This window comes from Salmonella sp. SJTUF14076 (assembly GCF_015534835.1).
GTDB classification, from domain to species: Bacteria; Pseudomonadota; Gammaproteobacteria; order Enterobacterales; family Enterobacteriaceae; genus Salmonella; species Salmonella enterica.
On the sequence record NZ_CP064674.1, the window covers coordinates 2690554 to 2702733 of the forward strand.

A 12180-nucleotide genomic window follows, 5' to 3' on the forward strand; every position below is an offset into this window, starting at 1 on the left:
TTATTCGGTCTGACGGCCTGTCTCCTCAGCAGGCGGGCTTTTTTTGCCCGCTCGCTTACGCGGCGCACTCTTTTTCTTTTCTCCACCGCCTGGCGCGACTATCCCTCTGAAACGCTTCACCGGCGTGCGCTTAGCCTGATCGATCAGCTGATATAACGTGCCGACCAGCGGTTGCATAAAATCCTGGTAACGGCACTGCTTTTCGCTGATTTGCGTCAAAACAGACTCCCAGTGCGCGGTCATATCTGGACGGGCCGCCATTTCCGGCAGCGAATGTATTAACGCTTTGCCAGCATCGGTAGAATGAATGTAGCGACCTTTTTTGGTCAGAAAGCTACGTTTGAACAGCAGCTCGATAATCCCCGCGCGCGTGGCTTCCGTCCCCAGCCCATCGGTCGCGCGCAGGATCTTTTTCAGATCTTTATCCTGCACGAAGCGGGCAATTCCGGTCATCGCGGAAAGCAATGTCGCATCAGTGAAATGACGCGGCGGCTGGGTTTGGCGTTCGACCACTTCCCCCTTTTCACACAGCAACTCATCACCTTTGGCGACAACCGGCAGCGGCGTACCGTCGTTTTCCTCGTCGCGCTCTTTACTGCCCAGTAACGTCCGCCAACCGGCCTCCGCCAGAAAACGCGCTTTGGCGACAAATTTCCCTTTGGCGATTTCCAGTTCAATAACGCATTTACGAAACACCGCGTCCGGGCAGAACTGCATCAGATACTGACGCGCAATCAGGGTGTACACTTTCGCTTCGTTTTCCGTCAGATGGACAGAAGAACTGCGCGCCGTCGGGATAATCGCGTGGTGCGCATCCACTTTTTTGTCATCCCAGCAGCGATTGCGCGTATCAGGGTTAACCACAGGCTGCGGCAGTAAATCCGGGGCGTGGACGCTAATCGCGTTCATGACCGCCTGCCGTCCGGCAAAGTGCTCTTCCGGCAGATAACGGCAGTCGGAACGCGGATAGGTAATCAGTTTGTGGGTTTCATATAGCTTCTGACAAATATCAAGCACGTTTTGCGCGCTCAGGCCAAAGCGTTTAGCGGCTTCAATCTGTAGCGTCGAGAGCGAAAACGGCAGCGGCGCGGATTCTGATTCCCGTTTATCATTATAACTGGTTACCAGCGCGGGCTGACCGTTGATTCGGTTCACTACATGCTCCGCCAGCGGACGATGCAGCAAGCGCCCCTCTTCATCCTGATAAGGTTCGCACGCCTCGCTCGGCTGCCAGATAGCGGTAAAACGCTCGTCGGCAGGCGTAACGATGTGCGCCTTTACTTCAAAGAAGTCTTTGGCGACGAAGTTCTCAATCTCTTCGTCTCTCCGCACCACCAGCCCCAGTACCGGCGTCTGCACGCGTCCCACGGATAACACGCCCTGATAGCCGGCATTACGGCCCAGGATCGTGTAAGCACGGGTCATATTAATGCCATACAGCCAGTCCGCTCGCGCTCGCGCCAGCGCCGAGACGCACAGCGGCACGAAGTCGCTGTTCGCCCGCAGCCTGTCAATAGCACGCTCGACCGCCTGCGGGTTAAGGTCGTTTATCAGACAACGCCGCACCTGCTGGCGCTTTTCGGCAGGAAGTTGGAGATAATCCAGCACTTCATCAACCAGAAGCTGTCCTTCGCGATCCGGGTCGCCGGCGTGAATAATTTCACCGGCTTGATGCAAAAAGCGCTTAATCACATTGAGCTGTTTGGTGACGGAAGGACGAGGCTGAAGCTGCCATTTTTCCGGCACGATAGGCAAGTCAGCCAGATTCCAGCGCGCATAACGGCTGTCATACGCATCCGGCTGCGCCTGTTCCAGCAAATGACCAATACACCAGGTGACGACCTGCCCGTTTCCGCACTCAATAAAACCATCGCCTTTACGGTGCGGTTTTGGCAGCACATCCGCAATGGCGCGCCCCAGACTCGGTTTTTCGGCAATAAACAACCGCATCAGGTTAACGAATCTCAACCATAGCGCGACCGCCGCGGGCCTCGACCAGTTCGCCAATCGCGGTCAGATCGATACCAAATTCCGCCGCGGTGGCTTTAACATCGTCTTCGGCGTCCGGCGTTACCGCCAACAACAGACCGCCTGACGTTTGCGGATCGCACAGCAGGCTACGAACTTCACGCGACATGTCGCCCATCAGATGACCATAGCTGGCGAAGTTGCGCTCTGTGCCGCCCGGTACGGCGCCCAGAGCAATATACTCTTCCACGCCCGGCAGTTTAGGGATGTCCTGATAGCAAAGCAGCGCCTGCACGCCTGCGCCCTGGCACATCTCGCTCAGGTGCCCCAGCAGGCCAAAACCGGTAACGTCAGTCATGGCTTTTACGCCATCGATATTGGCAAACGCCGCGCCAGCAACGTTCATCCGACACATGACTTCCGTCGCCAGCCCCTGATGTTCAGGTTTAAGCAGCGATTTTTTCTCGGCGGTGGTCAACACGCCAATCCCCAACGGTTTGGTCAGAAAGAGTTTGCATCCCGCCTGCGCGGTACTGTTTTTCTTCACCCGTTCGGTCGGCACTACGCCTGTGACCGCGAGACCAAAGATCGGCTCCGGGGCGTCAATAGAGTGTCCACCCGCCAGCGCGATACCGGCCTGACGGCAGGCAAAGCGCCCCCCCTCGGTCACTTCACGCGCAATATCGGGCGACAGGGTATTAATCGGCCAGCCAAGGATCGCGATCGCCATAATCGGTTTGCCGCCCATCGCAAAAATATCGCTGATGGCGTTTGTTGCCGCAATGCGGCCAAAATCAAACGGGTTATCGACTATCGGCATAAAGAAGTCGGTGGTGCTGATGATACTGGTGCCATTACCCAGATCGTAAACCGCTGCATCATCGCGGGTTTCATTACCCACCAACAGATTCGGGTCGACGAACTTCGCCTGCTCGCTATGCAGGATAGTCTCCAGCACTTTAGGGGAAATTTTACAACCGCAACCAGCGCCGTGGCTGTATTGCGTTAAACGAATGGCTTGCTCGCTCATGGACATCTCCTGTCATTGCATTCGCGCTATGGTAGCGCTCATTCCCTGATGTGGTAAGTATCACTGTCTGAATTACCGCGCCTTTGCTCAGAATCCAGACAGTTTTATCCCTCAGCGTCAGAAATAACGCACAAACGGCGTGGGGTCGGGGGTACTGATCGTCGTTGACGCTTTGAGCTGCGGCGTGCCGAGATAGAGAAAACCAACAATTTTATCCTGAGGACGGCACTCAAAGGCTTCCCGCACGATAGCGCTCTCCGTTAATGCGCCGCTACGCCAGATACCATTAAACCCTTGCGCAATCGCCGCCATTTGCATCGCCATCACCGCGCATCCGGCAGACATCTCCTGTTCCCACACCGGAACCTTATGGTTTTCTTCGCATTTCGCCACCACGGTAATGATCAGCGGTGCGCGAAACGGCGCATTACGCGCTTTTTCGATCGCTTTCTCATCGCCCCCGGCAGCGACAGCGCCTTGTTCAAGCACGGCGCTGAAGCGGTCGCGCCCCTCTCCTTCAATCACAAAAAAACGCCACGGCTGTAGAGATTTATGATCGGGAACACGCATTCCCGCCCGCAGAATGTTCTGTAATTGCTCTCCGACAGGCGCCGGTTCTGCGAGACGAGAGGCGCTACGACGGTTGACCAGCAGTTCTAGTGCATCCATTTGATTAACTCCAGCAATGATATTTATTCACAAAATTAACACGGGAGCGGATTTTGTTACAGCGCAGGCAGTGATTCCTGCTGACAACTGCCTGATGGGTCATTACGATAGCCACATCTTAATGCTTTATCCTCACCAAGGTACAAGCGTTGTTACTCAGATAGGGAGAATACATGCGAACCCTGTGGCGATTTATTGCCGGATTTTTTAAATGGACGTGGCGAGTGTTGAACTTCGTCCGTGAAATGGTACTCAACCTGTTCTTTATTTTTCTGGTCCTGGTGGGCGTTGGGATCTGGATGCAGATCGGTAACGGCAGCAACAGTGAGCAAACCGCGCGCGGCGCTCTGCTGCTGGATATTTCCGGCGTCATTGTGGATAAACCCTCCACCAATCACCGTCTGGGCGCGCTGGGTCGCCAGTTATTTGGCGCCAGCTCCGACCGTCTGCAGGAAAACTCCCTGTTTGACATCGTCAACGCTATTCGTCAGGCGAAAGATGACCGTAACATCACGGGTATCGTTCTGGATCTGAAAAACTTCACCGGCGCCGATCAGCCATCAATGCGCTATATCGGTAAAGCGCTGCGCGAATTCCGCGACAGCGGCAAACCGGTTTTCGCCGTGGGTGAAAACTACAGCCAGGGTCAGTATTACCTCGCCAGTTTCGCCAATAAAATTTGGCTTTCCCCACAGGGTCAGGTAGATCTTCACGGCTTCGCTACGAATGGCCTGTACTACAAAACGCTGCTGGATAAACTGAAAGTCTCTACCCACGTTTTCCGGGTCGGCACCTATAAATCCGCCGTCGAGCCGTTTATCCGCGACGATATGTCGCCCGCCGCCCGCGAGGCCGACAGCCGCTGGATAGGCGAACTGTGGCAGAACTACCTGCATACCGTTTCTGCCAATCGCCAGATTTCGCCGCAACAACTGTTCCCCGGCGCGCAGGCTATTATCGACGGGTTAACCAGCGTGGGCGGCGACACCGCCAAATATGCGCTCGACCATAAACTGGTGGACGCCCTCGCCTCCAGCGCAGATGTTGAAAAAGCGCTGACGAAGCAGTTTGGCTGGAGCAAAACCGAAAATAACTATCGCGCGATCAGCTATTACGATTATTCGCTGAAAACGCCTGCGGATACCGGCGGTACTATTGCGGTTATTTTCGCCAATGGCGCGATTATGGATGGCGAAGAAACGCCAGGGAATGTCGGCGGCGACACTACGGCATCGCAGATCCGCGACGCACGCCTTGATCCTAAAGTGAAAGCGATTGTGCTGCGCGTCAATAGTCCAGGCGGTAGCGTCAACGCCTCCGAAGTTATCCGCGCCGAACTGGCGGCGGCAAGAGCGGCTGGCAAACCGGTGGTGGTCTCAATGGGCGGTATGGCGGCCTCCGGCGGTTACTGGATCTCTACGCCGGCAAACTATATCGTGGCCAGCCCCAGCACGCTGACGGGTTCAATTGGCATCTTCGGCGTCATCAATACGGTAGAAAACAGCCTGTCGTCGATTGGCGTACACAGCGACGGCGTTTCCACCTCGCCGCTGGCGGATATTTCGATGACCAAAGCGCTGTCACCGGAAGTGCAGCAGATGATGCAACTCAGTATTGAGTACGGCTACAAACGCTTTATCACACTGGTGGCAGACGCGCGTAAGCGTACGCCGGAGCAGATTGATAAAATCGCACAAGGCCATGTCTGGACCGGAGAAGACGCGAAAGCCAATGGTCTGGTGGACAGTCTCGGCGACTTTGACGACGCCGTCGCCAAAGCGGCGGAGCTGGCGAAACTGAAACAGTGGCATCTTGATTACTATCAGGACGAACCGACGGTCCTTGATATGGTTATGGACAGTATGACCGGATCAGTACGCGCCATGCTGCCGGAGGCCATTCAGGCGATGCTCCCGGCGCCGCTCGTTTCCGCCGCCAACACGGTGAAGGCCGAGGGGGATAAACTGGCGGCATTTAACGATCCGCAAAACCGTTATGCGTTCTGTTTGACTTGCGCGAACGTTCGCTAATGCTTCATCAATAGCCATACCGGATGGCGGCGTCTGCTCATAGCCGCCATCCGATAATCATTAATACGTCCTTCGCGACACGACTGAACATTATCATGCAAAAGAAATCAATTTACGTTGCCTATACCGGCGGTACTATCGGTATGCAGCGCTCAGATAAAGGGTATATCCCGGTGTCCGGGCACCTTCAGCGCCAGCTGGCGCTGATGCCGGAATTCCACCGCCCGGAGATGCCGGATTTTACCATCCATGAATATGCCCCGCTGATGGATTCATCAGATATGACGCCGGAAGACTGGCAGCATATCGCTGCAGATATCAAAGCGCACTACGATGAGTATGACGGTTTTGTTATTCTGCACGGCACCGACACGATGGCGTATACCGCATCGGCGCTCTCTTTCATGCTGGAAAATCTGGGTAAACCGGTTATTGTGACAGGGTCACAAATTCCGCTGGCTGAGCTGCGCTCCGACGGGCAAATTAATTTGCTGAATGCGCTTTATGTCGCCGCCAACTATCCTGTTAATGAAGTAACGCTGTTTTTTAATAATCGTCTGTTCCGCGGCAATCGCACGACCAAAGCCCATGCGGATGGTTTTGACGCTTTTGCCTCTCCTAATCTGCCGCCCTTGCTGGAAGCAGGAATTCACATTCGCCGTTTAAATACGCCACCCGCACCCTACGGTTCTGGTGAATTAATCGTTCACCCTATTACGCCGCAGCCGATAGGCGTAGTGACGATTTATCCGGGGATTTCCGCCGAGGTAGTACGTAACTTTCTGCGTCAGCCGGTAAAAGCGCTGATTCTACGCTCTTATGGCGTAGGCAACGCGCCGCAAAATAAAGCGTTTTTACAGGAGCTGAAAGAGGCCAGTTCGCGCGGCATCGTGGTGGTTAACCTGACGCAATGCATGTCAGGGCGAGTCAATATGGGCGGGTACGCTACCGGTAATGCGCTGGCGCACGCTGGCGTGATTGGCGGTGCCGATATGACCGTCGAAGCTACCTTAACCAAACTGCATTATTTGTTAAGCCAGGGTCTGGACACTCAGGCGATTCGTAGCGCGATGGCGCAAAACTTGCGTGGTGAATTGACGCCGGATGATTAAAAAATCCCGACGACAAGGAGAAGATAATGACAAACCGGGCCTTATTACTGGTCGACTTGCAAAATGATTTTTGCGCCGGCGGCGCGCTGGCTGTAGCGGAAGGCGACAGCACCATCGACATCGCCAACGCTCTTATTGACTGGTGCCAGCCCCGGCAGATTCCGGTGCTGGCCAGCCAGGACTGGCATCCCGCGCAGCATGGCAGCTTCGCCAGCCAGCATCAGGCGGAACCCTATAGTCAGGGAAAGCTGGACGGGCTGCCGCAAACGCTCTGGCCGGATCACTGCGTTCAACATACCGACGGCGCGGCGTTACATCCCCTGCTTAACCAACATGCGATTGACGCCTGCATCTATAAGGGTGAAAACCCGCTGATTGATAGCTACAGTGCGTTTTTTGACAACGAACATCGGCAGAAAACTACCCTTGATACCTGGCTTCGCGAGCATGACGTTACCGAGCTTATCGTGATGGGGTTGGCGACCGATTACTGCGTAAAATTTACGGTGCTGGATGCGCTAGAGTTGGGCTATGCCGTTAACGTTATCACCGATGGCTGTCGCGGCGTGAATATTCACCCGCAGGATAGCGCACACGCGTTTATGGAGATGGCGGCGGCAGGCGCGACGCTGTATACGCTGGCAGACTGGGAAGAGACGCAGGGCCAGGCTGTCGCCAGGTAGCGGAGCAGGTATCGTATCCGGTCACTACATCACGCAACGGTGAGACCATTGCATAGATCTTTGGGCCGGATACGTCACGTCAGCGTCGCTACCAGGCAAAGCTCAACGCAGGCTGGAGAGCGCTTCTAACGAAACAGATTAAAAAGCGCGGGCTGGCTGGCGCAATGTTCTGGGAATAGGCCGCCGATGACAATAATCTGTTAGCGAAACAGCTGGCGGACTCGCTGAACATTAAGCGTTAATGGGTAAAAATATGGCGGGCCTGTGCCTGACAGCAATGAGCAGGCCCGGTAAGCACAACGCATTGGCAATGAAACCGCCGGATGGCGACTACCTCTTATCTGGCTGCCGTTACTGCATTTTCAATGTCGCAATCGGCTTTGACGTAATACCGAAATCCGCTTTAAGCTGCTGCTTGCTTTTCATCACCATCTGACCGTGAGTATCGATCGTCATATGTTGCGCTTCGGTATTGTGCCGCGCCTGCCATAGCATCACCAGCTGCAGGCTGTTTTCTTTCTGTTCCGGCGTCAACGCCACGCCATCCGGCCATTTACCCAGCTCAACGGCGGTGGATAAACGTTGATACACTTCCGGCGTCATGCTGTTAATGATCTCATCAAGATTCATGATGTGTCCGCTCCTGTGGAATAATTTGCTGAATCGTTTTTTCAGCCTTTCAGTTGATCGCCGTTTTTCTCGTCAGAAAAGGCCAGCGAGGCCGAATTAACGCAATAGCGCTCACCGGTTGGCTGCGGCCCGTCCGGGAAAACGTGTCCGAGATGCGCATCGCAGTTTCCGCAACGAATTTCGACACGCTGCATGCCATGAGAAAAATCGTCTATGTAACGAATCGCCTCTTCGCTGACAGGCTGGTAAAAGCTAGGCCAGCCGCAGCCTGAATCGTATTTGGTGTGGGAGTGAAAAAGCGGCGTATCACAGACCAGGCAGTGATAAACCCCATCGCGTTTATTATGTAGCAGGCGTCCGGTAAATGGCGGTTCTGTGCCACGATCCTGCGTCACATAGAATTGCATTTCGGACAATTTTTTCTTGAGTTCTTCTGCTGAAGGTTGGTTAGCCATTTGCTCACATCTCACTTTAAACGTGCTCACATTGCCTGACCGATTCTAACAAAACATTAACACCTCAGTACCAACTTTTGTTCTAAACTTGATCATTGCGAAATGGCGGCTCACGAATCGTGACTGATGTCACATTATTATCTCGGTTGCCCTTTAAAATTCGGGGCGGCGCCCCCATGTGGTTTCAAGCCGAAAGGAAGAGTGAGGCGAATCAGCCGCGCAAAGGTTGTGCAGAGGATTGATTTGTCGCAATGATTGACACGATTCCGCTTGACGCTGCGTAAGGTTTTTGTAATTTTACAGGCAACCTTTTATTCACTAACAAATAGCTGGTGGAATATATGACTATCAAAGTAGGTATCAACGGTTTTGGCCGTATCGGTCGCATTGTTTTCCGTGCTGCTCAGAAACGTTCTGACATCGAGATCGTTGCAATCAACGACCTGTTAGACGCAGAGTACATGGCATACATGCTGAAATATGACTCCACTCACGGCCGTTTCGACGGTACTGTTGAAGTGAAAGACGGTCATCTGATCGTTAACGGTAAAAAAATCCGTGTTACCGCTGAACGCGATCCGGCTAACCTGAAATGGGACGAAGTTGGTGTTGACGTAGTGGCTGAAGCTACCGGTATCTTCCTGACTGACGAAACCGCGCGTAAACACATCACCGCTGGCGCGAAAAAAGTGGTTCTGACGGGTCCGTCTAAAGACAACACCCCAATGTTTGTTAAAGGCGCTAACTTTGACAAATACGAAGGCCAGGACATCGTTTCCAACGCTTCCTGCACCACCAACTGCCTGGCGCCGCTGGCTAAAGTTATCAACGACAACTTCGGCATCATCGAAGGTCTGATGACTACTGTTCACGCGACTACCGCAACCCAGAAAACCGTTGACGGCCCGTCTCACAAAGACTGGCGCGGCGGCCGCGGCGCATCTCAGAACATCATCCCGTCCTCTACTGGCGCTGCTAAAGCGGTAGGTAAAGTACTGCCAGAACTGAATGGCAAACTGACCGGTATGGCGTTCCGCGTTCCTACTCCGAACGTATCCGTTGTTGACCTGACCGTTCGTCTGGAAAAAGCGGCTACCTACGAGCAGATCAAAGCTGCTGTTAAAGCTGCTGCCGAAGGCGAAATGAAAGGCGTTCTGGGTTACACCGAAGACGACGTTGTATCTACCGATTTCAACGGCGAAGTATGCACTTCCGTGTTCGATGCTAAAGCAGGCATCGCGCTGAACGACAACTTCGTGAAACTGGTCTCCTGGTACGATAACGAAACCGGTTACTCCAACAAAGTACTGGACCTGATTGCTCACATCTCCAAATAAGTTGAGATGACACAGTCATTGGTAAGAGCGACTCAGGTCGCTCTTTTTTTTGCTTAAAGATATACCCGTCATACTTCAAGTTGCAGGTGTGTTGGCTATGCTTTCTCACCCGAATCACTGACGGAAGTCGAACTTATCGGGATGAATCAGGGATGTCCATGTCCCTGGCCGGAGATTACCTACGGTTGTTCAAATTCGTTCCCGATGAATTTGTCGTTCACTTGCCGCGTTACTCGGCCTGCGGCCTCGCCTCTACGGGCCAGCGCAAGCACTGGTCAAGGCACAAGCGCCTTGTCATGCAACTCGAATTATTTAGGGTTAAGAGGATTGCGTAATGATTAATAAAATTTTTGCCCTCCCGGTTATCGAACAGCTTACCCCTGTCCTTTCCCGTCGTCAGCTTGATGACCTGGATCTGATCGTCGTTGACCATCCGCAGGTTAAAGCCTCTTTTGCATTACAGGGCGCGCACCTTCTCTCCTGGAAACCCGTTGGCGAGGAAGAGGTATTGTGGCTCAGTAATAATACGCCTTTCAAAACCGGCGTGGCGCTACGCGGCGGCGTACCGATCTGCTGGCCCTGGTTTGGACCTGCGGCTCAACAGGGTCTGCCGTCACACGGCTTTGCGCGTAATTTACCGTGGGCGCTAAAAGCGCATAATGAAGATGATAATGGCGTAATGCTGACATTTGAGCTGCAAAGCAGTGAGGCCACCCGGAAATACTGGCCGCACGATTTCACGCTGCTGGCACGTTTTAAAGTGGGCAAAACCTGTGAAATTGAACTGGAAGCGCATGGCGAGTTTGCAACCACATCCGCGCTCCACAGCTATTTTAACGTTGGCGACATCGCCAACGTTAAGGTCAGCGGACTCGGCGATCGGTTTATTGATAAAGTTAACGACGCTAAAGAAGGTGTCCTGACCGACGGTATACAAACCTTTCCGGACCGTACCGATCGCGTTTACCTCAATCCTGAAGCATGTAGCGTGATCCACGATGCGACATTAAACCGCACGATTGATGTGGTCCACCACCATCATCTTAACGTCGTAGGCTGGAACCCTGGCCCGGCGTTGTCCGTCAGCATGGGCGACATGCCGGATGACGGCTATAAAACGTTTGTCTGCGTTGAAACGGTTTACGCTACTGCGCCGCAACAAGCCACAGAAGAAAAGCCCTCTCGTCTGGCGCAGACTATCTGCGTCGCTAAACGCTAAAAGTGAATGGATAACGGCGTTGCTATAGGATCTGAAAGGCGTCAGCCGCCATCAGGCATGACCTGCCGGATGGCGGCGCTTACACATTTTATCCGGCGTCACACCATATCCAACGCGGTTTTCCCTTTTGGCGCAGGCCAGGCGTTGTCCAGTAAGGCAAGTTCGTTTGCTGACAAGGTAATCTCAAGCGCCGCCGCATTTTGCTTCACGTGTTCTGTACTTCCGGCTTTCGGGATCGCCATCACGCCCGGATGCGCAATCACCCACGTCAGTAAGATTTGCGCCGCCGTTGCGTTATGCGCTTGCGCAATTTCATTCACCACCGGATGATTCAGTAAACCGCTACGTAATCGGCCAGCCTGCGCCAGCGGGCTATAGGCCATCACTGGCATTCGCTGTTGTTGACACCACGGCAATAAATCATACTCAATACCGCGTGACGCCAGATGATAGAGCACCTGATTTGTCGCGCATTGCTGTCCCCCAGGGATGCGCCACAGCGCCTGCATATCGTCATAATCAAGATTAGAGACTCCCCAACGGCGAATTTTCCCCTGCGCGATTAGCCGCTCCATACCTTCTACGGTCTCTTCGAATGAAAAGTTTCCGGCCCAGTGCAATAGATAGAGATCGAGATAATCTGTTTTCAGACGACGCAGGCTTTCCTCACAGGCGGCAACTATCTTCTGGCCGCCAGCGTTCCACGGGTACACTTTTGACACCAGAAATGCCTCATCGCGTCGCCCTGCTAATGCCTCGCCCACGACCTTTTCCGCCCCGCCGTCGGCATACATTTCCGCCGTATCAATAAGGCGTAACCCCAAATCCAGCCCCGCGCGCAACGCCGAAACCTCGCGCTGACGTTGATCCGCGCGCTCGCCCATATACCATGTTCCCTGTCCGATGGCAGGAAGCGTCACCTGCCCGCAAAACGTTACGTTTTTCACTGATTTCATTTCCTTTTCAAGGTCACTCGACGGTAAAACAATACAGGACTCTTAGACCCTACGGTAATGTCCGGCATCATACCGCGCAAGGGGGCGATTT

Annotated in this window: 11 protein-coding genes; 5 read left to right on the top strand and 6 right to left on the bottom strand. The window is 53.8% G+C overall.

The window, feature by feature from the left end; translation table 11 throughout:
- The 3 genes from topB to HU143_RS13150 all read right to left on the bottom strand — a co-directional run bounded on the left by topB (nucleotide 1) and on the right by HU143_RS13150 (nucleotide 3667).
- Nucleotides 1–1950 carry a DNA topoisomerase III gene (topB, locus tag HU143_RS13140; RefSeq protein ID WP_001235863.1) on the bottom strand — a complete coding sequence of 650 codons (1950 nt, stop codon included), beginning with the start codon at nucleotides 1948–1950 and terminating at the stop codon, nucleotides 1–3.
- Between the two features lie 4 nt (nucleotides 1951–1954).
- Nucleotides 1955–2998 (bottom strand): selenide, water dikinase SelD, encoded by a 1044-nt coding sequence (selD, locus tag HU143_RS13145; protein WP_001294900.1) that lies wholly within the window; start codon nucleotides 2996–2998, stop codon nucleotides 1955–1957.
- A gap of 117 nt (nucleotides 2999–3115) precedes the next feature.
- A complete protein-coding gene (locus tag HU143_RS13150) occupies nucleotides 3116–3667 on the bottom strand; it encodes an NAD(P)H nitroreductase (RefSeq protein ID WP_000339313.1) in 552 nt (183 codons plus the stop codon).
- Between the two features lie 173 nt (nucleotides 3668–3840).
- Here HU143_RS13150 and sppA point away from each other — a divergent pair, with 173 nt between their 5' ends.
- The 3 genes from sppA (at nucleotide 3841) to pncA (ending at nucleotide 7492) form a co-directional block, all read left to right on the top strand.
- The gene (sppA, locus tag HU143_RS13155; protein ID WP_001259874.1) at nucleotides 3841–5697 is read left to right on the top strand and encodes a signal peptide peptidase SppA; all 1857 of its coding nucleotides are present in this window, start codon (nucleotides 3841–3843) and stop codon (nucleotides 5695–5697) included.
- Between the two features lie 95 nt (nucleotides 5698–5792).
- On the top strand, nucleotides 5793–6809 hold the full coding sequence (ansA, locus tag HU143_RS13160; RefSeq protein WP_001170138.1) for an asparaginase: 1017 nt from the start codon (nucleotides 5793–5795) through the stop codon (nucleotides 6807–6809).
- Between the two features lie 26 nt (nucleotides 6810–6835).
- Nucleotides 6836–7492: a bifunctional nicotinamidase/pyrazinamidase gene (gene pncA, locus HU143_RS13165; protein WP_000184707.1), complete on the top strand. Its 657-nt coding sequence runs from the start codon at nucleotides 6836–6838 to the stop codon at nucleotides 7490–7492.
- A gap of 351 nt (nucleotides 7493–7843) precedes the next feature.
- Here the strand turns inward: pncA and HU143_RS13170 are convergent, their stop codons facing one another.
- Nucleotides 7844–8122, bottom strand: coding sequence for a YeaC family protein (locus HU143_RS13170; protein ID WP_001046864.1), 279 nt, complete (start codon nucleotides 8120–8122; stop codon nucleotides 7844–7846).
- A gap of 41 nt (nucleotides 8123–8163) precedes the next feature.
- Nucleotides 8164–8577: a peptide-methionine (R)-S-oxide reductase MsrB gene (msrB, locus tag HU143_RS13175; protein ID WP_001519539.1), complete on the bottom strand. Its 414-nt coding sequence runs from the start codon at nucleotides 8575–8577 to the stop codon at nucleotides 8164–8166.
- 341 nt (nucleotides 8578–8918) lie between these two features.
- On the opposite strand from msrB, the gene gapA reads away from it, so the two are divergent.
- Together gapA and HU143_RS13185 are read left to right on the top strand one after the other, a co-directional pair.
- Complete coding sequence (gene gapA / locus HU143_RS13180) at nucleotides 8919–9914, top strand: glyceraldehyde-3-phosphate dehydrogenase (RefSeq protein ID WP_000153505.1); 996 nt, start codon at nucleotides 8919–8921, stop codon at nucleotides 9912–9914.
- Between the two features lie 334 nt (nucleotides 9915–10248).
- Nucleotides 10249–11133: a D-hexose-6-phosphate mutarotase gene (locus HU143_RS13185; RefSeq protein ID WP_000608662.1), complete on the top strand. Its 885-nt coding sequence runs from the start codon at nucleotides 10249–10251 to the stop codon at nucleotides 11131–11133.
- A gap of 98 nt (nucleotides 11134–11231) precedes the next feature.
- Here HU143_RS13185 and HU143_RS13190 read toward each other — a convergent pair whose 3' ends face one another.
- The gene (locus HU143_RS13190; RefSeq protein ID WP_023226922.1) at nucleotides 11232–12089 is read right to left on the bottom strand and encodes an aldo/keto reductase; all 858 of its coding nucleotides are present in this window, start codon (nucleotides 12087–12089) and stop codon (nucleotides 11232–11234) included.
- Nucleotides 12090–12180: the final 91 nt, after the last annotated feature.

What these genes read in the sequence shown, in the direction of transcription:
- selD (WP_001294900.1), bottom strand. Translation starts at nt 2,998, where the DNA reads ATGAGCGAGCAAGCCATTCGTTTAACGCAATACAGCCACGGCGCTGGT.
- HU143_RS13170 (WP_001046864.1), bottom strand. Translation starts at nt 8,122, where the DNA reads ATGAATCTTGATGAGATCATTAACAGCATGACGCCGGAAGTGTATCAA.
- pncA (WP_000184707.1), top strand. Translation starts at nt 6,836, where the DNA reads ATGACAAACCGGGCCTTATTACTGGTCGACTTGCAAAATGATTTTTGC.
- msrB (WP_001519539.1), bottom strand. Translation starts at nt 8,577, where the DNA reads ATGGCTAACCAACCTTCAGCAGAAGAACTCAAGAAAAAATTGTCCGAA.
- gapA (WP_000153505.1), top strand. Translation starts at nt 8,919, where the DNA reads ATGACTATCAAAGTAGGTATCAACGGTTTTGGCCGTATCGGTCGCATT.
- topB (WP_001235863.1), bottom strand. Translation starts at nt 1,950, where the DNA reads ATGCGGTTGTTTATTGCCGAAAAACCGAGTCTGGGGCGCGCCATTGCG.
- HU143_RS13150 (WP_000339313.1), bottom strand. Translation starts at nt 3,667, where the DNA reads ATGGATGCACTAGAACTGCTGGTCAACCGTCGTAGCGCCTCTCGTCTC.
- HU143_RS13190 (WP_023226922.1), bottom strand. Translation starts at nt 12,089, where the DNA reads ATGAAATCAGTGAAAAACGTAACGTTTTGCGGGCAGGTGACGCTTCCT.
- ansA (WP_001170138.1), top strand. Translation starts at nt 5,793, where the DNA reads ATGCAAAAGAAATCAATTTACGTTGCCTATACCGGCGGTACTATCGGT.
- sppA (WP_001259874.1), top strand. Translation starts at nt 3,841, where the DNA reads ATGCGAACCCTGTGGCGATTTATTGCCGGATTTTTTAAATGGACGTGG.
- HU143_RS13185 (WP_000608662.1), top strand. Translation starts at nt 10,249, where the DNA reads ATGATTAATAAAATTTTTGCCCTCCCGGTTATCGAACAGCTTACCCCT.